Annotated in this window: 22 protein-coding genes; 13 read left to right on the top strand and 9 right to left on the bottom strand. The window is 66.5% G+C overall.

All coding sequences use genetic code 11. From position 1 onward, the window contains the following. From AC1DKD_RS21995 to tldD, 3 genes are all read left to right on the top strand, one after another. Nucleotides 1–829 (top strand): YhdP family phospholipid transporter (locus AC1DKD_RS21995; protein WP_477143708.1); only part of this gene is annotated, 829 nt, incomplete at its 5' end. Nucleotides 830–981: 152 nt separating this feature from the next. Continuing rightward, nucleotides 982–1,830 carry a carbon-nitrogen hydrolase family protein gene (locus tag AC1DKD_RS21990; protein ID WP_035868525.1) on the top strand — a complete coding sequence of 283 codons (849 nt, stop codon included), beginning with the start codon at nt 982–984 and terminating at the stop codon, nt 1,828–1,830. A 103-nt stretch (nt 1,831–1,933) separates the two neighbouring features. Next, on the top strand, nt 1,934–3,394 hold the full coding sequence (tldD, locus tag AC1DKD_RS21985) for a metalloprotease TldD (RefSeq protein ID WP_276287790.1): 1,461 nt from the start codon (nt 1,934–1,936) through the stop codon (nt 3,392–3,394). 36 nt (nt 3,395–3,430) lie between these two features. Here tldD and AC1DKD_RS21980 read toward each other — a convergent pair whose 3' ends face one another. Beyond that, nucleotides 3,431–4,486 carry a class I SAM-dependent methyltransferase gene (locus AC1DKD_RS21980; protein WP_441629963.1) on the bottom strand — a complete coding sequence of 352 codons (1,056 nt, stop codon included), beginning with the start codon at nt 4,484–4,486 and terminating at the stop codon, nt 3,431–3,433. 215 nt (nt 4,487–4,701) lie between these two features. On the opposite strand from AC1DKD_RS21980, the gene AC1DKD_RS21975 reads away from it, so the two are divergent. Further along, nucleotides 4,702–5,013: a helix-turn-helix domain-containing protein gene (locus tag AC1DKD_RS21975; RefSeq protein ID WP_441629961.1), complete on the top strand. Its 312-nt coding sequence runs from the start codon at nt 4,702–4,704 to the stop codon at nt 5,011–5,013. A gap of 314 nt (nt 5,014–5,327) precedes the next feature. After that, nucleotides 5,328–6,407, top strand: coding sequence for a 3-deoxy-7-phosphoheptulonate synthase AroG (gene aroG / locus AC1DKD_RS21970; protein ID WP_477143707.1), 1,080 nt, complete (start codon nt 5,328–5,330; stop codon nt 6,405–6,407). Between the two features lie 136 nt (nt 6,408–6,543). Here aroG and AC1DKD_RS21965 read toward each other — a convergent pair whose 3' ends face one another. Together AC1DKD_RS21965 and AC1DKD_RS21960 are read right to left on the bottom strand one after the other, a co-directional pair. Further along, entirely contained in the window at nt 6,544–6,942 is a 399-nt protein-coding gene (locus AC1DKD_RS21965; protein ID WP_441629957.1) for a c-type cytochrome, read from the bottom strand. A gap of 12 nt (nt 6,943–6,954) precedes the next feature. Continuing rightward, nucleotides 6,955–7,302 (bottom strand): c-type cytochrome, encoded by a 348-nt coding sequence (locus AC1DKD_RS21960; RefSeq protein WP_045238100.1) that lies wholly within the window; start codon nt 7,300–7,302, stop codon nt 6,955–6,957. Between the two features lie 410 nt (nt 7,303–7,712). Here AC1DKD_RS21960 and AC1DKD_RS21955 point away from each other — a divergent pair, with 410 nt between their 5' ends. Genes AC1DKD_RS21955 through AC1DKD_RS21945 form a run of 3 tightly spaced genes read left to right on the top strand, consistent with a single transcriptional unit; the run spans nt 7,713 to nt 10,473 of the window. After that, nucleotides 7,713–8,591, top strand: a complete 879-nt coding sequence (locus AC1DKD_RS21955) for an AAA family ATPase (RefSeq protein WP_045238101.1) — start codon at nt 7,713–7,715, stop codon at nt 8,589–8,591. Nucleotides 8,592–8,630: 39 nt separating this feature from the next. Beyond that, nucleotides 8,631–9,245: a GNAT family N-acetyltransferase gene (locus tag AC1DKD_RS21950; protein WP_477111075.1), complete on the top strand. Its 615-nt coding sequence runs from the start codon at nt 8,631–8,633 to the stop codon at nt 9,243–9,245. A 52-nt stretch (nt 9,246–9,297) separates the two neighbouring features. Then, nucleotides 9,298–10,473 (top strand): vWA domain-containing protein, encoded by a 1,176-nt coding sequence (locus tag AC1DKD_RS21945; RefSeq protein ID WP_035868545.1) that lies wholly within the window; start codon nt 9,298–9,300, stop codon nt 10,471–10,473. A 47-nt stretch (nt 10,474–10,520) separates the two neighbouring features. Here AC1DKD_RS21945 and AC1DKD_RS21940 read toward each other — a convergent pair whose 3' ends face one another. From AC1DKD_RS21940 to gcvA, 3 genes are all read right to left on the bottom strand, one after another. After that, a complete protein-coding gene (locus tag AC1DKD_RS21940) occupies nt 10,521–11,669 on the bottom strand; it encodes a DUF1501 domain-containing protein (protein WP_441629950.1) in 1,149 nt (382 codons plus the stop codon). Between the two features lie 5 nt (nt 11,670–11,674). Continuing rightward, nucleotides 11,675–13,048 (bottom strand): DUF1800 domain-containing protein, encoded by a 1,374-nt coding sequence (locus AC1DKD_RS21935; protein ID WP_441629948.1) that lies wholly within the window; start codon nt 13,046–13,048, stop codon nt 11,675–11,677. A gap of 407 nt (nt 13,049–13,455) precedes the next feature. Next, complete coding sequence (gcvA, locus tag AC1DKD_RS21930) at nt 13,456–14,358, bottom strand: transcriptional regulator GcvA (RefSeq protein ID WP_035868553.1); 903 nt, start codon at nt 14,356–14,358, stop codon at nt 13,456–13,458. Nucleotides 14,359–14,490: 132 nt separating this feature from the next. On the opposite strand from gcvA, the gene AC1DKD_RS21925 reads away from it, so the two are divergent. From AC1DKD_RS21925 to AC1DKD_RS21915, 3 genes are all read left to right on the top strand, one after another. After that, a complete protein-coding gene (locus AC1DKD_RS21925) occupies nt 14,491–15,477 on the top strand; it encodes a tripartite tricarboxylate transporter substrate binding protein BugE (protein ID WP_441629946.1) in 987 nt (328 codons plus the stop codon). A gap of 12 nt (nt 15,478–15,489) precedes the next feature. After that, on the top strand, nt 15,490–16,362 hold the full coding sequence (locus AC1DKD_RS21920; protein WP_441629944.1) for an N-formylglutamate amidohydrolase: 873 nt from the start codon (nt 15,490–15,492) through the stop codon (nt 16,360–16,362). Nucleotides 16,363–16,619: 257 nt separating this feature from the next. Next, nucleotides 16,620–17,441, top strand: coding sequence for a BspC domain-containing protein (locus tag AC1DKD_RS21915; protein WP_477143706.1), 822 nt, complete (start codon nt 16,620–16,622; stop codon nt 17,439–17,441). 78 nt (nt 17,442–17,519) lie between these two features. Here the strand turns inward: AC1DKD_RS21915 and AC1DKD_RS21910 are convergent, their stop codons facing one another. Beyond that, a complete protein-coding gene (locus tag AC1DKD_RS21910) occupies nt 17,520–18,662 on the bottom strand; it encodes a M14 family metallopeptidase (protein ID WP_477111077.1) in 1,143 nt (380 codons plus the stop codon). 111 nt (nt 18,663–18,773) lie between these two features. Further along, nucleotides 18,774–19,559 carry a peroxide stress protein YaaA gene (gene yaaA, locus AC1DKD_RS21905; RefSeq protein WP_441629939.1) on the bottom strand — a complete coding sequence of 262 codons (786 nt, stop codon included), beginning with the start codon at nt 19,557–19,559 and terminating at the stop codon, nt 18,774–18,776. Between the two features lie 39 nt (nt 19,560–19,598). On the opposite strand from yaaA, the gene AC1DKD_RS21900 reads away from it, so the two are divergent. Together AC1DKD_RS21900 and AC1DKD_RS21895 are read left to right on the top strand one after the other, a co-directional pair. Next, nucleotides 19,599–20,138, top strand: coding sequence for a putative toxin-antitoxin system toxin component, PIN family (locus AC1DKD_RS21900; RefSeq protein WP_477111078.1), 540 nt, complete (start codon nt 19,599–19,601; stop codon nt 20,136–20,138). Nucleotides 20,139–20,192: 54 nt separating this feature from the next. Beyond that, the gene (locus AC1DKD_RS21895; protein WP_477143705.1) at nt 20,193–21,389 is read left to right on the top strand and encodes a pyridoxal phosphate-dependent aminotransferase; all 1,197 of its coding nucleotides are present in this window, start codon (nt 20,193–20,195) and stop codon (nt 21,387–21,389) included. A gap of 135 nt (nt 21,390–21,524) precedes the next feature. Here the strand turns inward: AC1DKD_RS21895 and AC1DKD_RS21890 are convergent. Further along, nucleotides 21,525–21,927 (bottom strand): glutathione S-transferase C-terminal domain-containing protein (locus tag AC1DKD_RS21890; protein WP_477143704.1); only part of this gene is annotated, 403 nt, incomplete at its 5' end.

Below are 21,927 nucleotides of genomic sequence, written 5' to 3'. Positions count from 1 at the left end.
GGAGGTCAAGGCGCACTCCGGCGATAGCGGCGGCGAGCCGGCATGGACGCTGGAGCGCCTTGTCATCGAACAACCCGGCGCCACCTTCACCGGCAGCGGCAGCTGGCGCATGCCGCGCCGGCTGCGCGAAGGGGCCGATGCGGAGCGCCGCACGCGGCTCGATTTCAAGCTCGATGTCCGCAACGGCGGCCAGGTGCTTGAACGCATGGGCCTGCCGCACATCCTGGCCGACAGCCACGGCACCTTCGAGGGCCGGGTGGCGTGGCGCGGCTCGCCGATGTCAATCGACTACCCCACCTTGTCGGGCCAGATGAAGCTCAAGCTGGAGAATGGCCAGATCCTCAGCGTAGATCCGGGCGCGGCCAAGCTGCTGGGCGTGCTCAGCCTGCAGGGCCTGATGCGGCTGGCCACCTTCGACTTCCGCGGCGTGGCGGGCCAGGGCATGGTGTTCGACGAGATCACGGGCACCGGTACTATCGAGAGCGGCGTGGCCAGCACCAAGGACTTCGCGCTCAAGGGCGCGCAACTGCGGGCCTCGATGGCGGGCAGCGCGAATATCCCGCGCGAGACGCAGGACCTCGATGTGACGGTGGTGCCGCGTATCAACGCCACGTCCGCCTCGGTGGCAGCAGCCTTTATCAATCCGGCGCTGGGCATCGGCACGCTGGCTGCCCAGTTGATGTTCGCCGATGAATTCTCCAAGGCCTTTAGCCGCCGGTACCGCATCAGCGGCGGCTGGGCGAACCCGCAGATTACCAAAGTGGGGGAGAATAGGGCCGACACGCCCCCTGTGCAGGGCCCGTCGAATCGCGTCTACCCGGCACCATGACCGACCCGTTTGCATGAACGGCCAAGGCCCGGGTCCAAAGCGATCGCCCATGCCCGGCAAGTCCGGCTGCGCCGGCGCCAGGATCTGGCCGAGCCGCACGGATGGGGCGGATTCGCTCCCCTGCAGCCGCCGCCAGCCAAGGAAACCGCTTCATGACCGCAACCGCCTCCGCCCAAGCCGCCAGCGCGGCACCATTTCGCGTCGCTGCGATCCAGACAGTCAGCGGTGTCTCGCCCGAGGCCAACCTGGCCCGCGCCGAAGCGCTGATCGCGCAAGCGGCGCAGGGCGGCGCCGAACTGGTGCTGCTGCCGGAGTACTTCTGCATGATGGGACTGCGCGAAAGCGACAAGGTCGCCATCCGCGAGCGCGACGGTGACGGTCCGATCCAGGCCTTCCTGGCCGGCGCCGCTCGCCGCCACCGCATCTGGCTGGTAGGCGGTACCTTGCCCTTGTGGTGCGAGGACGAGGCACGCGTCTACAACACCTCGCTCGCCTACGACCCGCGCGGCGAACGCGTGGCGCGCTACGACAAGATTCACCTGTTCGGCTTTACGCGGGGCACCGAAAGCTACGACGAATCTCGTACCATCCTGGCCGGCAATACCCCGGCCAGCTTCGAGGCGCCCTGTGGCCGCGTCGCCATGTCGGTCTGCTACGACCTGCGCTTCCCGGAACTCTATCGCCAGCTCGCCGCCGCTGGCGGCGGCACCAGCTTGATTTTGATGCCGGCCGCCTTCACCTACACCACCGGCCAGGCGCACTGGGAAATCCTGCTGCGTGCCCGCGCCATTGAAAACCAGTGCTATGTGCTGGCCGCGGCACAGGGCGGGAAGCACGAGAACGGCCGCCGCACCTGGGGCCACTCCATGCTGATCGATCCCTGGGGCGAGGTGATGGCGGTGCTGCCGGAAGGCGAAGGCGTGGTGAGYGGACTGATCGATCCCGCGCGCCTGGACGAAGTGAGGCAGAACCTGCCTGCGCTGCGCCATCGGGTGCTGTAGGATGTACAACCAGACAAGGCCGGCTCCCCGGAGCCGCCAACATCCCCAGATTTCCACGCGGCGGCGCCTTGGCGCCGCCGCGGCACGACGATAAAGGACAACCATGAACGCCGGCGACCTCGGAATCCGCAACCTCGCCACCGCCCAGCAATTGCTGCTGGCTCCCTACGGCCTCGACGAAGTGAAGCTGCAGCGCGTGCTGGCGGACATCTTCACCCATAAGGTCGACTACGCCGACCTGTACTTCCAGTACACCCGCAACGAAGCGTGGAGCCTGGAAGAAGGCATCGTCAAATCGGGCAGCTTCAGCATCGACCAGGGCGTCGGCGTACGCGCCGTGTCCGGCGACAAGACGGCCTTCGCCTACTCCGACGACATCAGCCTCGACGCCCTGCTGAAGGCCGGGGCCGCGACCCGCACCATCGGCCGCGCCGGCAGCGGCCGCGTCAAGGTGGCGGGCAAGATGGCCTCCCAGGGCGGGCGCAACCTGTACTCGCCCAACGACCCGCTCGATTCGATGGAAGCCGCCGACAAGGTAGCGCTGCTCGAACGCGTGGAACGCATGGCGCGCGCCAAGGATCCGCGCGTGGTGCAGGTCATGGCGGGCCTGGCCGGAGAGTACGACGTGGTCCTGGTGGCGCGCAGCGACGGCGTCATCGCCGCCGACGTGCGGCCGCTGGTGCGGGTCTCCGTCACGGTGATCGCCGAGCAGAACGGGCGCCGCGAGATCGGCTCCTCCGGTGGTGGCGGCCGCTATGCCTACGGATATTTCAGCGACGAACTGCTGCAGAAGTATGTGGATGAAGCGGTGGCCTCGGCCCTGGTCAATCTCGAGGCACGCCCGACTCCCGCCGGCGCCATGACGGTCGTGCTCGGCCCGGGCTGGCCCGGCGTGCTGCTGCACGAAGCCATCGGCCACGGGCTGGAAGGCGACTTCAACCGCAAGGGCTCGTCGGCCTTCGCCGGCCGCATGGGCGAGCGGGTGGCGGCCAAGGGCGTGACCGTGGTGGACGACGGCACGCTGGCCAACCGCCGCGGCTCGCTCAACCTCGACGACGAGGGCAACCCCACCCAGTGCACCACGCTGATCGAGGACGGCATCCTCAAGGGCTATATGCAGGACACGCTCAACGCGCGCCTGATGAAGATGCCGGTGACTGGCAACGCGCGCCGCGAAAGCTACGCCGCGCTGCCGATGCCGCGCATGACCAACACCTATATGCTCAACGGCAACCGGGATCCGCAGGAGATCATCGCCAGCGTCAAGCGCGGCCTCTACGCGGTCAACTTCGGCGGTGGCCAGGTCGACATCACCAACGGCAAGTTTGTCTTCTCCGCCAGCGAGGCCTACCTGATCGAGGATGGCAAGATCACCGCGCCGGTCAAGGGCGCCACGCTGGTCGGCAACGGTCCGGAATCGCTCAAGGACGTCACCATGATCGGCAACGACATGCGCCTGGACTCGGGCGTGGGCGTATGCGGCAAGGAAGGCCAGAGCGTGCCGGTGGGCGTAGGCCAGCCGACACTGCGCATCGAAAACATGACGGTGGGCGGCACCGCCTGAGGCCAGGCTTGGCGCCGGGCGCGGCCGCTCTTCCCTTCAGGGCCGCGCCTCGTAGATCAGATTGAACGGCGTTTGCGCCGCCCGGCGGAAGCGCGAAAAGCCGCCCTGCTGCACCACCGAGCGCATGCGCGCCTCGCCCGACTGGGCGCCCAGGCACAGGCCCACCTCCTGCGAACGCGACGCCGGCGTGCAGATGAAGGTCGAGGCAGAGTAGTACACCCGCCCGACCGGATTCAGGTTCTCCTCCAGCCGGTCATTGGCGAAAGGCTCGACGATCATCCAGGTGCCGTCCGGGCGCAAGGTCTCGCGCACGTGGGCGGCCGCGCCAACCGGATCTCCCATATCGTGCAGGCAATCGAACACGGCCACGAGGTCGTAGTCCTTGCCGCCATACTCCTTGGCTTTTGCCACCTCGAAATGCACCCGATCACGCAGGCCGGCGCGCGCCGCCGCCTCGGTGGCGAAGCGGATCGATGGCTCGTGGTAGTCGAAGCCGTGGAATTCCGATGCGGGATAAGCCTGGGCCATGATGATGGTGGAGGCGCCATGCCCGCAGCCCACGTCGGCCACGCGCGCGCCCGCCTGCAGCCTGGCCTGCACCCCTTCGAGCGCCGGAATCCACTCCGAAGTCAGGTGCGCGGCATAGCCCGGCCGGAAGAAACGTTCCGTGCCGTGGAACAGCGACGGATCGTGCTCATGCCAGCCAAGTCCGCGCCCGTTGCGAAAGGCATCCACCATCTTGGGGATCGCCTTGAACTGTGCCACCGCGATCTGGAAGGCGCCCGGAATAAAGGCGGGACTGCCCTCCTGGGCCAGCGCGAATGCCTGCTCCTCCGTCAGGCTGAACATCTCGCTCGCCGCGTCATAGGCGACATAGCCACTGGCCGCCTGCGCGGACAGCCACTCACGCAGATAGCGTTCATCCGTGTGCGTCTTCTCGGCCAGCACCTGTACGGTCATCGGCTTCTCGGCCAGGGCCTTGTAAAGCCCCAGCGCATCGCCCAGCACGATGGTCGCGGCATGCATGACCGCCCCCAAATCCTGGACGAACTGATCCATGAAGGCCTTCAGCCTCCCTTCGTCGATCGGCATGGTGTTTTACTCCTCCCAAATGGCCCCGCCCGTGCCGGACAAGCCTGGCACGCCACGTTCGCCTGTCTTCCCCCGGGCAAACCTGTGCAGGGACCGCCACCGCGCCGCTGCGCGCGCCGGCTGCGCCTATACTGGCCTCATCCATGTTGGTTCACACACGGGAGCGCGCCAATACGCAGCATTGCGTACCGCCGCGCTGGCCCTTATCTGCCGCAATGCGTACATCGAGCCTTAGCCAGGACGTCCATGCGGTCTCCATGCTCGCCAGGCTGACCGTGCGCGAGCAGCAGGTGCTGCGCTGGCTGGCGCATGGCAAGACGGATCGCGAGATCGCCACCATGCTCGGCATCAGTGCCCGCACCGTGCAAAAGCACCTGCAGCATGTGTACGTGAAGCTGGGGGTGGAGAATCGCACTGCCGCCGTAATGCGCGGGCTGGAGCTCGATCCGGGGCCCGCCACGAGGCGGCTCGAAAATGTGCCGGGGGTACTGCCGGACGCTTGCCAAGCCCCTGAAAACGCGCTATAAAGATGCTTCGTTGCCCGATGATCAACCGCCGCAGCCCGCAGATTTGGCAGGCTTGGCGCAATTTTCTGCCATCTCGTGACGCGTTGCCGCAAATAACCGACGCCAGTTGAGCCTGATCCCATCCATGTCCGCTAAGTTTTATTTTTACTTTTTTAGCGATCTCGCACCGCTGGCGGATGGAGAGGGACGATCGTAAGTGCCTCCAGAATTCAAAAAAAGCCGCCAGCGAACCTGGCGGCTTTTTTTATCCCGGCCCGCACCAAGCTCTAGCCCAGACACCCCAAACACACGACCCTACAAAATCCGGAGCCATCATGCTGAAGAACACCGACGACCTGCGCATTCGCGAACTTAAGGAATTGTTGCCGCYGGCGCACCTGATCCGCGAATTCGGCTGCTCCGAAAAGGCGTCCGACGTGATCTACGGCGCTCGCCAGGCCATGCACCGGATCCTGCACGGCATGGATGACCGCCTGATCGTCATCATCGGCCCCTGCTCCATCCACGACACCCGCGCCGCGCTCGAGTACGCCAAGCTGCTCAAGGTCCAGCGCGACCGTTTCGCCGGGGAACTGGAAGTGGTGATGCGGGTGTATTTCGAGAAGCCGCGCACCACGGTGGGCTGGAAGGGSCTGATCAACGATCCGCATATGGATGGCAGTTTCAAGATCAACGATGGCCTGCGCACCGCCCGCGAACTGCTGCTGAATATCAGCGAACTGGGCGTGCCGACCGGCACCGAATACCTCGACATGATCAGCCCGCAGTACATCGCGGACCTGGTCAGCTGGGGCGCCATCGGCGCGCGCACCACCGAGAGCCAGGTGCACCGTGAACTGGCCTCCGGGCTGTCGTGCCCGGTAGGCTTCAAGAACGGCACCGATGGCAACGTCAAGATCGCGGTCGATGCGATCAAGGCTGCCTCGCAGCCCCACCATTTCCTGTCGGTGACCAAGGGCGGCCACTCCGCCATTGTCTCGACATCCGGTAACGAGGATTGCCACATCATCCTGCGCGGCGGCAAGACGCCCAACTACGATGCCGCCAGCGTGCAGGAAGCCTGCGAAGCCATCTCCAAGGCCGGCCTGGCCGCGCGCCTGATGATCGATGCCTCGCACGCCAATAGCAGCAAGAAGCACGAGAACCAGATCCCGGTCTGCGAGGACATCGGCCGCCAGATGGCAGCAGGCGACGAGCGCATCGTCGGCGTGATGGTGGAGTCGCACCTGGTAGGCGGCCGCCAGGATCACATCCAGGGTACGCCGGTGGAAGATCTCACCTATGGCCAGTCGGTCACCGATGCCTGCATCGGCTGGGATGACTCGGTGAAGGTGCTGGAAACGCTGGCCAATGCCGTGAAGGCACGGCGCCTGGCCGAGAGCACCGGCAACTGATCCGGCCCGGGACCTTGCCCGGAGCGCCCCGGCGCGCCGGGCAAGGTCCCGCCCTCGTGTCACAAGCAAGAAAAAAGCCGCTGGACATCAGCGGCTTTCTTTCTTCGTCGCGCGGCGCGTGCCGGCGGCGGGGTGCTTACTTCTTCAGAACCAGGCCACCCGGCAGCGACTCGATGTAGACGGCGATGTCCTTCAGTTCCTCGCGCGTGAAGGGCCGCGGCTTGCCGTCCTTGCCCGTCACGCCGGGGTTGGCATTGACCTGGCCAGCCATGATGGCGTTGGAGCGCCCCACCTGCGGGTTGGTGGTGATCTGGTAGGCAACCAGGGCGTGGTACAGGTAGTCGGCGTGCTGGCCGGCCAGCTTCGGGTAATCCGGGCTGATCGGGGCGTTCATGCCGGCACCGTGGCAGGCCACGCAGTTGCCCTTCTCCACCAGCGCCTTGCCGGCGGCCAGGTCGGCAGCCGAGGCCGTGATGGCCGAGGCGCCCAGCACGAGTGCGCCGATCGCGAGCGAAAGCGTCTTAAGCGTATTCATGGATGGGTCCTCTTACTTCTGGGTGTTGTTTTGCGAGCCGGAGGTCTGCTGCGCGTAGTAGGCAGCCACGTCGGCGATGTCCTGGTCGGTCAGGGTCGCGGCAATGCCACGCATGGTCGGGTGCTTGCGGTCGCCCTTCTGGTATTCCTTCAGCGCGTTCTCGATGTATTTGGCGTTCTGGCCACCGAGCAGGGGCACCTGGTACACCTCGGGGAAGGAGGCCCGATAGCCGGGAATACCATGGCAACCAATACACATCGCGACCTTGTTTTTGGCGGCGTCCACATTGCCCTTGACTTCCTGGGCTTGCGCAGCCGTTGCGGCCGCGCCCAGCACCACCATCGTGAGGAGCTTTTTCATTGTCGTAGCTGATTGGAAGTGTTAAACCCTGCGTGACCTGCCCGACCGGTCGGAAATGGCTTCAGAATGCGTCCGGCAGGATCGCATCGGCCTGCGGCCGGATGCGGCGCTGCCAGTGTGGGCCGCCAGCTTGGGCCGGACACCTGGGCACTGCCAGGCATGTCGGCGCTGTCTCCGCCTCATTCTGGAACCATCTCTTGTCGATTGCCGCCTCCCGGCAAGGACCGCGGGAGTGACAAGGCGGACAGAGCGTGGGGGTGGAGTCGTGGACGTGGGGGGCGCGTCAAACCGCCGCATTGTACAGCAGGCTGCACGTGACAGTCCAGCCATGGAGCGGCGAGCCACACGCGAACCGGAAAGCTCTTTTATACTGGCCCATTCCGACACGCACAAACCCCTCAGGTTGCCTCATGTCCAACACCACCAACGCCAGCCAGAACCAGCAGTCCCGTTTCGAAGGCACGCAGCAGTACGTCGCCACCGATGACCTCAAGCTGGCCGTCAACGCGGCCCGCGCCCTGCAGCGCCCGCTCCTGATCAAGGGCGAGCCCGGCACCGGCAAGACCATGCTGGCCGAGGAGGTGGCGGCGGCGCTCGGCATGCCGCTGCTGCAGTGGCATATCAAGTCCACCACCAAGGCACAGCAAGGCCTGTACGAATATGACGCGGTGTCGCGCCTGCGCGACTCGCAACTGGGCGATGACCGCGTCCACGATATCCGCAACTACATCATCAAGGGCGTGCTGTGGCAGGCCTTCGAGGCCGACCAGCAAGTGGTGCTGCTGATCGACGAGATCGACAAGGCCGACATCGAATTCCCCAACGACCTGCTGCGCGAAATCGACCGCATGGAGTTCTATGTGTACGAGACGCGCGAGCTGGTCAAGGCGCGCCACCGCCCGCTGGTGATCATCACGTCGAACAACGAGAAGGAACTGCCCGACGCCTTCCTGCGCCGCTGCTTCTTCCACTACATCAAGTTCCCCGACGCCGAGACCATGCAGCGCATCGTCGACGTGCACTATCCCGGCATCAAGCGCGAGCTGGTGGCCGCCGCGCTCGAGTCCTTCTATGAAATGCGCAACCTGCCGGGCCTGAAGAAGAAGCCCTCCACCTCCGAACTGATCGACTGGCTCAAGCTGCTGATGGCCGAGGACATCCCGCCCGAAGCACTCAAGAGCCCGGACAAGAAGGCCGCGATCCCGCCGCTGCACGGCGCGCTGCTGAAGAACGAACAGGACGTGCACCTGTTCGAGCGCCTGGTGTTCATGAACCGCGCCAATCGCTGAACACAGCCAGGCACCGCAACGGCATCGGACCACCAAGCCATGGCACGTTTTATCGAACCCATCACCCTGCGCGGCCAGCACGCCTTGCTGGAACCGCTGCGCCCCGAGCATGAAGCGGAGGTACAGGCCGCGGTCGCGGACGGCGAACTGTGGAAGCTGTGGTACACCTCGGTGCCGGCGCCTGACCAGGTCCGCGCCTGGCTCGACACCGCGCTGCAGATGCGCGAGCAACAGGGCGCGATGCCGTTCGTGATCCGCGAGATCCGCGACGGCGTGCCGGGCGCGGTGGTGGGCGCGACCCGCTACTTCAACGTCGACGGCACGCACCGGCGCCTGGAGATCGGCCATACCTGGCACGCGCAGCGCGTGCAGCGCAGCGCGGTCAATACCGAATGCAAGCTGATGCTGCTCACGCACGCGTTCGAGCAACTGGCGTGCATCGCGGTGGAATTCCGCACGCACTGGATGAACCATCAGAGCCGCACTGCCATCGCCCGTCTCGGCGCCAAGCAGGACGGCGTGCTGCGCAACCACCAGCGCATGCCCGACGGCTCTCTGCGCGACACCGTGGTGTTCTCCATCATCGCCAGCGAATGGCCGACCGTGAAGCGCCACCTGCAATACCGCCTGGACCCGCCGGGGCGCGCATCGTGAACACGCCCGCGAACCACCGCCCCCGCTCCGGAAAACTTTAAGCGAGACCACCATGCTGATCGATTTCTTCTTCTCGCTGCGCCACGCCAAGCTGCCGGTGTCGGTCAAGGAATACCTGACCATGCTGGAAGCCCTCAAGTCCGAGGTCATCACGCCGTCGATCGACGAGTTCTACTACTTGTCGCGCATGACGCTGGTCAAGGACGAGAAGCACTTCGACAAGTTCGACCAGACCTTCGCGGCCTACTTCAAGGGCGTGGAAAGCCTGGTCGACTGGAAATCCGACATTCCGCTGGACTGGCTGCAGAAGACGCTGGAGCGCGAGCTGTCGGCCGAGGAAAAAGCCAAGATCGAAGCCATGGGCGGGCTCGACAAGCTGATGGAGCGGCTCAAGCAGCTGCTCGACGAGCAGAAGGAAAAACACGAGGGCGGCAACAAGTGGATCGGCACGGGCGGCACCTCGCCGTTCGGGCATGGCGGCTATAACCCGGAAGGCATCCGCATCGGCGGTCCCTCCAAGGGCAACCGCACCGCCATCAAGGTGTGGGAGACGCGGGCGTACAAGGATTACGACGATCAGGTCGAACTCGGCACGCGCAATATCAAGGTGGCGCTGCGCCGCCTGCGCCGGTTCGCCCGCGAGGGTGCCGAGACCGAACTGGACCTGGACGACACCATCCACTCGACCGCGGCCAACGCGGGCCTGCTTGATATCAAGCTGCGGCCCGAGCGCCACAACAAGGTCAAGGTACTGATGCTGATGGATGTGGGCGGCTCGATGGACGACCACATCAAGCGCGTGGAGGAATTGTTCTCGGCGACCAAGACCGAGTTCAAGCACCTGGAGTACTACTACTTCCACAACTGCGTGTATGACTACGTGTGGAAGAACAATCGCCGCCGCCATGCGGAGAAGATCGCTACCTGGGACCTGATCCACAAGTACACGCCGGACTACAAGGTGATCTTTGTCGGCGACGCCACCATGAGTCCGTATGAAATCCTGCAGCCCGGCGGGTCGGTGGAGTACAACAATCCGGAAGCGGGCGCGGTCTGGCTCAACCGGCTGATCGAGCAGTTCCCGCGCTTTGTGTGGCTTAACCCTGAACCGGAAGGGCTGTGGCAGTATCGGCAATCGGTGACGGTGATCAACCAGATCATGAAGTCGCGGATGTATCCCGTCACGCTCGCCGGCCTGGAGCAGGCGATGCGCCTGCTCTCCAAGTAACCGGCAATATCCGGCATCACCCGGGCCTGGACTGCCGCGCGCCTGACTCAGGCGCGCAGCAGTCCGCCCAGCATCCCCCCCTGCCCGCCCCCGCGTCCGAACAGCGTGCGCGCCACGCGCTCGCCATCCAGCCCGAAGCTTTGTGCCGCTGCCGCGGCGATCAATCCGTCCAGTTCCGTCGTTGGCGCGAGATCGCGTCCCTGGTAGAGCGCACCCGGCGCCAGGCCCGGCCAGTCGGCCAGCACCCGCCCGCCTTTGACGGCGCCGCCCATCAGCATCGCCGCCGCCGCCGTGCCGTGATCGGTGCCGCCGGTGCCGTTGGCGGCGGCGGTGCGTCCGAACTCGGTAGCCACCAGTACCGTGGTGCGTTCCCATGACGGGCCCAACCCGTCGCGCAGCGCCGCCAGCATGGCGTCCAGCGCCTTGAGCCTGGCAGCCAGCCGCGGCGCCTGTGCGCTGTGCGTGTCCCAGCCGCCGGTTTCGATCATGGCGATGCGAGGCCCGTCCGCCCGCGCCAGGAAGCCGGCGGCAAGGCGCCCCAGGCTCGCCGGGTCCTGGCGCGCGCCGGCATCGCCGGCGAGTCCGCGGGCTTGCATCGCGGCGTTCCAGAGCGGATGCAGTTGCGCATCCATCTCGTAGAGCTGCCCGACACGCGCCAGCAGGTCATCCGGCGCGGCCGGCAAGGCCGATGGCGCATAGGAGCTGACATCGGCCGTCCCGCGCAAGGCTGCCGGGACGGTCGGCGCGAAGGCGATCGCGTTATCGGTCCGCTTCGGCAGCATGCCCACCAGCCGGTTCAGCCAGCCGTCCTTGACCTGGTAGGGCGCGTTGCCGCCGGTCTCCAGCACATTCTGGCCGTCGAAGTGCGAGCGCTCGCGGTAAGGCGATGCCACCGCCTGCACAAAGAGCGCCTGCCCGGCGGCATAGAGACGCGCCGTCTCCGCCAGCGCGGGATGCAGCGCGAATGTGCCGTCGAGCCGCGTGGCCTGCGTGGCGTCGATGGCGAGCGCGCCGCGCAGGCGGGCGTAGCCGGGATCGGCGTAGGGAATCACGGTGTTCAGGCCGTCGGCGGCGCCGCGCTGGATGACGAAGACAAAGCGCCGGTCGGAATCCACGCTGGCCAGCGTGAGGCGCGGCAGTGCAAGCATGGCGCCCGCGCCGGCGGTGGCGCGCAGGAAATCTCGGCGGGAAAACATGGCGATCACCTCCTTTGGAAATCGGGCGAGACCAGCAGCAAGGCCAGCGCGGTCTGGGCGCTTTCGGCGCGTGCGATGGCGCCGGCGGTCGGTGCGGACAACGAACCGGCGAGCAGCCGGGGACCAAGCTCGCGCGCATCGAGCCGGTCGCCGACGCGCGCGGCCAGGCGCTGCGCCAGTTCCACCCGCCGCACCAGCGCATCGGGCGCGGCCCAGCTCGCGGCGATGTCGTCGTAGCCCGCGGGCGATCCCGGCCGCCAGACCGGCTGGCCAAGCTGGGTCAGCATTGGCGCGAAATGCTGCGCGCCCGGTTCGCGCAGCCCCAGCCCGCGCAGCGAGGACACGGCCCACTCCCACGGCGTCTTGAACTTGGCCGGCGCGCCGGCCCACGCCTCGGGCGATTCCACCAGTGCGCGATACACCTCGGACAGCGCGCCGCCGCTGCGCAGGTATGCATCTGACAAACGTGTCACCAGTGCCGGCGGCGGCGTATCGGCGACGAAGTGCCGCGCCAGCTTGGTGGCGAGATGGTTCGCGGTGGCTTCGCTGTGCGCGAGATCGTGCAGCACCGCCAGTGCCTGCGCCTCGCCTTGCTGCGCGTAGGTGCGGCCCAGGATGGTCCGGGCGCCGGGCTCATGCAGGCGCGGCCGGAACTCGAAGTACCCTGGCTCGCCTTCTGCGCGGGCACCGAGGCCACCAATGCTCCAGCCGGTCAGCGCGCGCGCGAACTCGGTGACGTCGGCCTGCTGGTAGCCGCTGCGCACACCCAGCGTATGCAACTCCAGGATTTCGCGCGCCAGGTTTTCGTTCAGCCCGAGCTGCCGTCCGGGCGCGCGCTGCGCGGCCATGCTGTCCGGCCCGATCGAGCGCACCTGATCCAGGAAGATCTGCATGGCGGGATGCCGCTCCACCGCCACCAGCATGTCCTCGAAGCGCCCAAGCACGTGCGGGCGGATCGCCTCGGCCTCGAATGCGCCGGCCAGCGCGGCTACCGCCGGCTTCTCGACYGAGACCGCGAAGTGATTGGACCAGAAGTGCACCAGCCGCTCGACGAACGGCGCGGGCGTAACCAGCGCGCTCGTCACGCGTGCGTCCACGGCATTGCGATAGGCCTCGCGCGTCTCGCGCTGCAACTGCTGGCGAGCGGCGGCTTTGACGTCAGCCTGCGACTGGCGGACCTCGCGCTGCTGGGCGCCATACGCGCCGGCCAGCGCCGCCGTATCGGGCTGCCCGCTCCAGGGCGCCGGCCTGGCCTGGTAGCGCTCGAACTGGTCGAGCAGCCAGCCACGCGGATCGGCGGGCGGGGATTCGTCGGGGCGCGCGCCCAGCCCGAAGCGGTTGACCGCGATGGCTGCGGTTGTCGTGGCGGTGGTGGTCATGCGTTGCTCTCCCGGAAGTCCGCGTCTTGCACCGGGGCGGCGTGGCGACCTGCCGCCCTGCTGGTTGCTGCTTTGTCGCTCAATGGCTCTGGTCCCGCCTTGCCGGCTCATCCTCCGTGAATGCCGCGCCCGCCCCCGCCGCGTCAGTAGGCAAAGACCGGCGCGCGATAGTGGTGGCAGGCCGCGCCGGCAAGATCGCGCAGCCGGACAGCGTAGCGTCGACAATCCGTACGAGGCTGGCCGTGGGCAAAACAGGGAAGGGAAATGTCGACCCGCACATGAGATTCTCCAGTCCAGGCCCCGGCGCCACTAGCCCCCCGGGGCCGTCATGGCTGACATATCTCTTAAACGCAGTCGGCCGGAAAATCGTTTGCGGAAAAACGTAAGTCTTGATTACAAAGGGTCCGTCATGCCACCACGTCGACCCCTTCCATCACCCACTGGCGGAAGGTTTGCAGGGCCGGCAGATGCTGTTTCTGCTCCGGATAGCAAAGGTAGTAGCCCTTCTTGCTCAGCACCCGTGCCGGATGCGCCACCACCAGCACGCCGGTGGCAAGCTCTTCCTCGATCAGGCAGCGCGGGATCAGCGCGACGCCAAGCCCGGACATCGCCGCCTGGGTAAGCAGCGAGAACTGGTCGAAGCGCGCGCCGCTCCACGCCTTGCGCGTGGCGACGCCAAGCTCGGCGAACCAGTCGGGCCAGGCTTCGGGCACGGTGGTGTGATGCAGCAGGGGAAAGCGCAGCAGGGACGAAGGCGTGCGCACCATCCCTTCGGGCTCGCCCGCCAGCAGGGCGGGCCGGCACACCGGCAGGACTTCGCGGCCGGTCATGTAGTCGGCCAGGCTGCCCGGCCACATGCCATCGCCGAAACGGATGGCGGCGTCGAGGTCGGGCTGGGAAAAATCGTAGCCCTGCGCATGCGGCACGAACTCCAGGCTGACGTCGGGATGTTTCTCGAAAAACTGCGGCAGGCGCGGGATGAGCCACTTGGCGCCAAGCGTGGGCATGCTGGCAATGTGCAAGGTGCCGCCGCGGCCCTGCCGGGCGATCAGTTCCACCGTGGCGGCTTCGATCTCGGTCAGGCTGGGCCGGATACGGTCCAGGTAGCGCTGGCCGGCATCCGTGAGCATCAGGCGCTGGCGCACGCGCTCGAACAACTCCACGCCGAGAAAGGCTTCCAGGCTGCGCACTTGCTTGCTCACCGCACCCTGCGTGACATGGAGCTCCCTCGCCGCGGCGGTAAAACTGTTGTAGCGCGCGGCGGCCTCGAAGGCCTGCAATTCAGTCAGCGACGGACACAAGCGCCGCATAGATAACCCCTTACTTCGCTACCAAACGGAATGATCCCACGATTTTAATTCGTTTGCGGTGTCGTTGCCCAAACAAGCAGAATCGCGAAAGCCCTTTTTCTCCCCTCTCTCCCTCCATTCAGGAACCGAACCATGCAACGCCGTAACATGCTCCGCCTCCTTGCCGCCGCCACTGGCGCCGCCGCCGCTGGCCTGTCGCTTTCGGCCGCGGCCCAGGGCAGCTACCCGACCAAGCCGATCTCGCTGATCGTGCCGTTCCCCGCAGGCGGCACCACCGACATCGTCGCGCGCATCGTGGCCGACAAGCTCGGCCAGCAACTGGGCCAGACCGTGGTGGTGGACAACCGCGGCGGCGCCGGCGGCAGCATCGGTACCGGCTACCTGGCCAAGGCCGCGCCGGACGGCTACACCCTGGGCATCGCCACGGCTTCCACGCATGGCATCAACCCCGCTGTGTACCCGCGCCTGTCCTACGATGCCACCAAGGACTTCACCACCATCACCAACCTGGCTTCGGTGCCCAACGTGATGAGCATCAACCCGGCTGTGAAGGCCAACGACATGAAGGCCTTCATCGCCCTGGCCAAGAGCCAGCCGAACAAGATGGCTTACGGCTCGGCCGGCAACGGCAGCGTCTCGCACATGATGGGCGAACTGTTCAAGATGAGCAGCAAGACCGAACTCCTGCACGTGCCGTACAAGGGCGTGGGCCCCGCGCTGAACGACGCGCTGGCCAACCAGGTGCAGGTGCTGTTCGACAACCTGCCCTCGTCGCTGCCCTTTATCGAAGGCGGCAAGCTGCGCGCCCTGGCCGTAGCCTCGCCCAAGCGCGTGCCGGCCCTGCCCAATGTGCCGACCTTCGCCGAACTCGGCCTGCCCGAAGTCAACGATGCCGCCTGGTTCGGCCTGATCGCGCCGGCCGGCCTGCCCGCCGACGTGCAGACCAAGCTGCACAACGCCGCTGTCAAGGTACTGGCGATGCCCGAAGTAAAGGCTAAGCTGGAGAAGCTGGGTGCGGTGCCGGTTGGCAATACACCGGCCGAGTTCGCCGCGCAGATCAAATCCGAAGTCGCGAAGAACAAACGCATCGCCGCCGCAGCCAAGATCACCCTGGATTAACCGACACCCATCATGACGGAAGCAGACCGAAAGACCGGGCTCAGCCCTTACCTCCTGCAACTGCCGCAAGGCGAGAGCAGCCCGCTCTTTCTCGATTCCCCGCACAGCGCCACCAGCTACCCGGCTGATTTCCGGCCGGCCGCCGGCCTGCCCCTGGCGCTGCTGCGCCAGGCCGAAGACACCTTCGTCGACGAGTTGTACGCCGACGCTCCCGCACGCGGCATTGCGCTGCTGTGCGCGGGCTTCCCGCGCAGCTACCTCGATGCCAACCGCGGCATCGAGGAAATCGACGAGGCCGTGCTGGACGCGCCCTGGCCCGGCCCGCGCCAGGAAACCTCGAAGACCCGACTCGGCAAGGGGCTGGTGTGGCGCGTGCTGGATACCGGCGAAGCCATCTACGACCGCAAGCTGAGCGTGGCCGAGGTGCAGGCGCGCATTGCGCAGTACTACCTGCCCTACTACGCCCAGCTGCAGAAGCTGGCCGACCAGGCTATCGCCAGCCATGGCAGCGCGTGGCACATCAACTGCCACTCTATGCCCAGCGAAGCGGCGCAGTACGCCACCGAGCATCCGGGGCTGCAGCATCCCGACTTCGTGGTCGGCGACCGCGACGGCACCACCTGCGATACGCGCTTCACGGACCGCGTCGAAGGCGTGCTCAAGGAGATGGGCTACGACGTCTGGCGCAACCACCCCTATAAGGGCGTGGAGATCGTGCGCGTGGTGGGCCAGCCGGCACAGAAGCGCCACAGCCTGCAGCTCGAGATCAACCGCAAGCTGTACATGGACGAAGTCGGCCTCGTGCACAACGCCGGGTTCGGCAAGCTGAAGGCCGATCTCAACGCGCTGCTGGAAGAGCTCAAGGTCTTCGTCAAGGCCGCTTGAGCGTACCGGAAACCATGCGGCCCGCCGTGCAATGCAGGGCAGGCCGCACTGGCACCGCAGCGCGCGCCAAATCCCGCACCGCCGCTCCCGCGGCGGTCTTTGCCGCCGCGCCGAAGGCTGCACTCGGCTGCAACGCCGGCAGCAACCCGCTTCGGGTGGAACCCTTACGCCGGGAGATTTCGGAACTTTGCTGCATGGGTTTCCTCTATCATGGCAGACCTTTGCCAACCCCTTATGCTCCAAAGCAAGACGATCCCGTGATCCGACGACTCTCTGACCTCATCAGCAGCCGGCTGTGCTCGCTCGCTGCTGCAGTGGCAGGTGCGATCGCCCTGGTGGGCTGCGCCGATACTCCGCTCAATGATCGCGACGCCGTGGCAACGCCCGGCATCGCCACCCAGGCCGCCGCCAAACCCGCGACCCCTGCCCCGCCCGTGGCCGCCGCCACTGCGGCACCGCCCACCAAGACCGTGACGCTACCCGCGCAAGGCCGCGTGAGTCTGGCCGAGTACCGTGCGCAGATGCGCCAGCAACTGATGCAAACCGAGAATGCGAGCGCGGATGTGGCCGATTGCGCCGCGCACGCCAGCTGGGTGGTGCCCCGCTCGGCCAGCTACGACGCACTGAAGATCCCCACCGGCGCGCTCGGCGCCGGCCAGGCCACCGTGGAACCCTGGGATGGCCGCTTCTCGCAAGGCAAGCAGGCGGTTCCGGTCAGCGCCGTGGTGACCTTTACCGCCACCGCCCACAAGCGCCATGCCGAAGCCCAGTGGGAACCGGTCAAGGTGCGCTGCGGCTATGCCGACGGCATGATGCTGGCCTACGAGCTGCTCGATGGCAGCGGCACCATCATCAGCGAACCGGCCGCCGCGCCCGCCGTACGCAGCAGCGCGACTACGCGCCAGGCCACCAGCAGCAAAGCCCGCAAGGGCGGCAAGGCGAGCAAGTCGGGCTCTGGGAAGGCCACCACCAGCACCAAGTCCACCAAGGCAACCTCTTCCAAAGCCGGCAGCAGCAGCAGCAGCGCCAAGCCGGCCACCAAGAGCAGCAGCAAGTCGACCACCAAAAAGACGAATTAATGCCAACGCGCATTAAGGCGAACTGATGCGCCCCGCCAGATAGCCGCCCGGCGGGCGGCTATCTGGCCATCCGTGCGTTCAGCCCAGTTGCTCCAGGATGGCCTGCAGCATTGCCGCGCCCAGCAAAGCGCTGCGCGCGCCGTTCCAGCCCACCGCCGGATCGGGCTGATCGGCATTGTCCTTGAACGGCATCTCCAGCGTCAGCGACAGGCAGCCAAAGGTATGGCCGATGTACTTCGAGGCCAGCTTGAGCGCGTCCGCGTTGTACTTGCTGGCGGCATAGCCGTGGACGTCCTGGAAGTCCGGCGTCGCGCGCTTGAACGCGTCGATGAAACGCAACTGTTCGGCACGCTGTGCTTCGGTGAAGCCGGGCAGCATCTCGCTGCCGGCGACGAAGTTATAGGGCAGGCCTTCGTCGCCGTGGATGTCGAAGAACATGTCGCAGCCGGCGGCCTCGATGGCGCGGCGCACGTGATACACCTCGGGGCTCGTCTGCTGGCTGGGAGCCATCCATTCGCGGTTGAGGTTGGCCCCGGCCGCATTGGTGCGCAGGTTACCGCGCGCCGAGCCGTCGGGATTCATATTGGGCACGATGTGGAAGACGGCGCGCTCCAGCAGGCGGCGCGCCACCGGGTCCCCGGCCCACAGGCCCGTGCCCGTCAGGCGTTGCAGCACGCCCTCGCAGAACCACTCCGCCATGGTTTCGCCGGGATGCTGGCGCGCGATCATCCAGATGGTCTTCTTGCCGTCGCCGGGCGTACCCACCGTGACCGCGGTCATGTCGCGGCCGTCCACGGTGCTGCCCAGGTGCGACAGGCGCGCCAGCGGCGAGCGCTGGCAACCGGCAAGCAGCGACAGGTGGCGGTCTTCGGAATAAGGCTCGAAGTAGGCCAGCCAGATGCTGTCGTGCTCGGGCGTGAAGGCCACCGTCATGGTGCTGCCGTCGAAGGTGGTCGGCACGCGGAACCAGTGTGCGCGGTCGTACGACGCCACGGCTTCGTAGCCGCGCCAGCCATCGGGGTAGGTACAGTCGCCGGCATTGAGGAATTTCAGGCGGCAGGCCTGCCCTGCCGTGCCCTGCAAGCGGAAATGGAACCACTGGCGAAATTCGGCGTGCGAGTCGGCGCGGATGCGCAGGCGGATGTCGTCGGCCTGGGCGAGCGACTCGACTTCGATGGCGCCCGCATCGAAGCTGGCGGAGATATGCAGGGCTCTGGTCATGGCGTGGCATCTCGCAGGGTTCGCGCCGGGATACCTCTCTCTGGGCAAGCCCTGGCGCTGGGTTCGGGGGCGGGCCGGCAACTGGCCGGCGGGCGTTGGTCTGTCTGCGCGTCAGTCTTCCAGGCGCCGGCGGAATACCCAGCGCGCGTCGTCGGAGGCTGCCGCATCGAAGGCGTAGCCATGCTCGGCGAAGCGCTGGAGCCTTGCCGGTTCGGTGATGCGGTGGGTCACCGCATAGCGGGCCATATAGCCGCGTGCCCGCTTGGCGTGGAAGGAAATGATCTTGTAGCGGCCCCCTTTCCAGTCCTCGAATACCGGCGTAACGATCCTGGCCGCGAGCACCTTGGGCCGCACCACCTTGAAATACTCTTCGGAGGCCAGGTTGACCAGGGTGGGGCTACCCTCGCTCTTCTGCTCCCTGAAGTCCTCCTGCAGCAAGCGGGTGACGTCGTCGCCCCAGAAGGCATAGAGATCCTTGCCCGCCGCATTGTCCAGCCGCGTGCCCATTTCCAGCCGGTAGGGCTGCATCCAGTCAAGCGGCCGCAAGACGCCGTACAGCCCGGAGAGGATACGCAGGTGCTTCTGCGCGAAGGCGAGATCTTCGCTGGACAGGGTGGACGCGTCCAGGCCGTCGTACACGTCGCCATTGAAGGCGAGCACGGCCTGCTTGCTGTTGGCCGCGGTAAACTCCGGCGACCAGTCCCCGTAGCGGACGGCATTGAGCACCGCGAGCTTGTCGGAGATGTCCATCAGCGCGCCGATATCCTGCGGCGCGAGCTTGCGCAGGCGCTCGATCAACACCGCCGAGCGGTCGATGAAACGGGGCAGCGTATGGGTCTTCAGACGCGGAGGCGTCTCGTAGTCGAGCGACTTGGCAGGGGACAGGACGATGAGCATGGCAAAATCGCGGCAAACACAAAGGCCAGATTGTAACGAATGCACCCTGAATCCACCGCAGTACCCGCCAATTCCCCGCCGGCCGAGCCCGCCTTTGCCGCCCTGCCCGCGCCGCGGGTCGTGCTCGACTCCAATATCTGGGTCGACCTGCTGGTCTTTGCCGACCCCCATGTCGAACCCATCCGGGCCGCGCTGCACAGCGGCGCCATCGCCGCGGTAATCCGGCCCGACTGCCGCGAGGAACTGCGCCGTGTGCTGGCTTATCCGCAATTTGCCCATTTCGGCGTCGACATTCCCGTCGCCATGGCCACGGTGGACCGGTTGACCACCGCCTTCGCCATCCCGGAGGAAACCGAGACGCTGGCGGCGCGCCTGCCGCGCTGCCGCGACACCGACGACCAGAAGTTCATCGAACTGGCGCACTTTGCCCAGGCGGCCTGCCTGGTGTCCAAGGACAAGGCTGTGCTCAAGCTGAAGAGCCGGCTGCGCCGCCAGAGCGGCGTGGACATCCTGCTGCCCCAGGCCTTCGCCGGCTGGCTGGCGGCACGCCGTGCGCAGGCGCAGGCCGATCCCCGCTAGAATGCCAGCAACGTTTCCCGTCCATCCAGACCGTCCAGCCTGACGCAGCTTCCCATGCCCACCACCAATCCGAGCGCCCCGTCCGGCGCCAGCACCCTCGATCCGCTCACCCCGCCGATGTCGCGCCTGCCCAACGTCGGCACCACCATCTTCACCGTGATGTCGGCGCTGGCCGCCGAGCGCAACGCGGTGAACCTGGGCCAGGGCTTCCCGGATTTCGACTGCGACCCGAAGATCGTCGATGCGGTCGCGCATGCCATGCGCTCGGGCCTCAACCAGTACCCGCCGATGGCGGGCGTGCCCAGGCTGCGCCAGGCCATCGCCGACAAGATCGGCAAGCTGTACGGCCATGCCTACGACTGGGACAGCGAGATCACGGTCACGGCCGGCGCCACCCAGGGCATCCTCACCAGCATCCTGTGCGCCGTGCATCCGGGCGATGAGGTGATCGTGCTGGAGCCCTGCTACGACAGCTACATCCCCGCCATCGAACTGGCCGGCGGCAAGGTGGTATCGGTCGCGCTGGACGCGCCGCACTTCCGCATCCCCTTCGACCGGCTCGCCGCCGCCATCACGCCGCGCACGCGGATGCTGCTGATCAACACCCCGCACAACCCCACCGGCACCATCTGGCGCGCGGGCGACATGGAGCGCCTGGCCGAACTGCTGGCAGGCACCGATATCCTGCTGCTGTCCGACGAGGTCTACGAGCACATGGTGTTCGACGGCCAGCTTCACCAGTCGGTCTCGCGCCATCCCGAACTGGCACGGCGCAGCTTCGTGGTGTCGAGCTTCGGCAAGACGTATCACGTCACCGGCTGGAAGGTGGGCTATGTGGCCGCGCCGGCGGCGCTGTCCGCGGAATTCCGCAAGGTGCACCAGTTCAACGTGTTTACGGTGAATACGCCGGTGCAGTACGGGCTGGCCGAGTACATGGCGGACCCCGCGCCTTACCTGGAGCTGCCGGCTTACTACCAGGCCAAGCGCGACTWCTTCCGCRCCGGGCTGGCCACCACGCGCTTCAAGCTGCTGCCSTCGGAYGGSACSTACTTCCAGTGCGTGGACTACTCGGCCATTTCCGATATGAGCGAGGCGGATTTCTCGATGTGGCTGACGCGCGAGATCGGGGTGGCGGCGATCCCGGTGTCGGCGTTCTATTCGCAGCCGCGCGAGTCTGGCGTGGTGCGGTTCTGCTTTGCCAAGAAGGAGGAGACGCTGGCGTTGGCTCTGGAGAGGTTGAAGGCGTTGTAAGAGCGCCTGCGGGACTGCGTGCGGCGCTGGTTACCCAGGCAGAACGGTCCTGCGAGCCGCTCCCGCCCCTGACGCAAGACCATCAACGCAAAACGCCTGCGGATCGCGGGCGTTTTGCCTGGAGCAATCCCTGACTTACTTCCGCCCGCTCAGCATGAGCTCCGTGTTCGCCTTGCGATCCGCGTTCACCTTTTGCACGGTGGGCCGCTCACCCATCCGCTTGAGGTAATCCCTGACCGGCAGGTCGGACAACATGTCCGTACCGTAGATGATCTTGGTGCACGACGAAATCAGCGGGAAGTGCACCACCGCGGCGCAGTCCGCCAGCGTGAAGGTCTCGCCAGCCAGGTAAGGCGAGAACTTCGCCAGCTTGGCGAACGCGGGGATATATCGCTCCAGCAGCTTCTTCTGGCGCTCCTTCACACCATCGCTCACCTTGCCGCCAAAGAACGCTTCCGGATAAAGCTCGCGCGCGGTCAGTTCCAGGTAAAGCTCGAGGAAGGTCACCAGTTCGCGTACCTTCGCGGCCTGGTAAGGG

It is taken from the genome of Cupriavidus sp. 05T313 (assembly GCF_056396665.1).
The sequence above is the reverse complement of the archived record's forward strand: the minus strand, read 5'-3'. Positions and strand labels throughout refer to the sequence as shown.

What these genes read in the sequence shown, in the direction of transcription:
- AC1DKD_RS21910 (WP_477111077.1), bottom strand. Translation starts at nt 18,662, where the DNA reads ATGACCAGAGCCCTGCATATCTCCGCCAGCTTCGATGCGGGCGCCATC.
- AC1DKD_RS21965 (WP_441629957.1), bottom strand. Translation starts at nt 6,942, where the DNA reads ATGAATACGCTTAAGACGCTTTCGCTCGCGATCGGCGCACTCGTGCTG.
- AC1DKD_RS21950 (WP_477111075.1), top strand. Translation starts at nt 8,631, where the DNA reads ATGGCACGTTTTATCGAACCCATCACCCTGCGCGGCCAGCACGCCTTG.
- AC1DKD_RS21925 (WP_441629946.1), top strand. Translation starts at nt 14,491, where the DNA reads ATGCAACGCCGTAACATGCTCCGCCTCCTTGCCGCCGCCACTGGCGCC.
- AC1DKD_RS21975 (WP_441629961.1), top strand. Translation starts at nt 4,702, where the DNA reads ATGCGTACATCGAGCCTTAGCCAGGACGTCCATGCGGTCTCCATGCTC.
- tldD (WP_276287790.1), top strand. Translation starts at nt 1,934, where the DNA reads ATGAACGCCGGCGACCTCGGAATCCGCAACCTCGCCACCGCCCAGCAA.
- AC1DKD_RS21945 (WP_035868545.1), top strand. Translation starts at nt 9,298, where the DNA reads ATGCTGATCGATTTCTTCTTCTCGCTGCGCCACGCCAAGCTGCCGGTG.
- AC1DKD_RS21980 (WP_441629963.1), bottom strand. Translation starts at nt 4,486, where the DNA reads ATGCCGATCGACGAAGGGAGGCTGAAGGCCTTCATGGATCAGTTCGTC.
- AC1DKD_RS21955 (WP_045238101.1), top strand. Translation starts at nt 7,713, where the DNA reads ATGTCCAACACCACCAACGCCAGCCAGAACCAGCAGTCCCGTTTCGAA.
- AC1DKD_RS21960 (WP_045238100.1), bottom strand. Translation starts at nt 7,302, where the DNA reads ATGAAAAAGCTCCTCACGATGGTGGTGCTGGGCGCGGCCGCAACGGCT.
- AC1DKD_RS21900 (WP_477111078.1), top strand. Translation starts at nt 19,599, where the DNA reads ATGCACCCTGAATCCACCGCAGTACCCGCCAATTCCCCGCCGGCCGAG.
- gcvA (WP_035868553.1), bottom strand. Translation starts at nt 14,358, where the DNA reads ATGCGGCGCTTGTGTCCGTCGCTGACTGAATTGCAGGCCTTCGAGGCC.
- yaaA (WP_441629939.1), bottom strand. Translation starts at nt 19,559, where the DNA reads ATGCTCATCGTCCTGTCCCCTGCCAAGTCGCTCGACTACGAGACGCCT.
- AC1DKD_RS21940 (WP_441629950.1), bottom strand. Translation starts at nt 11,669, where the DNA reads ATGTTTTCCCGCCGAGATTTCCTGCGCGCCACCGCCGGCGCGGGCGCC.
- AC1DKD_RS21920 (WP_441629944.1), top strand. Translation starts at nt 15,490, where the DNA reads ATGACGGAAGCAGACCGAAAGACCGGGCTCAGCCCTTACCTCCTGCAA.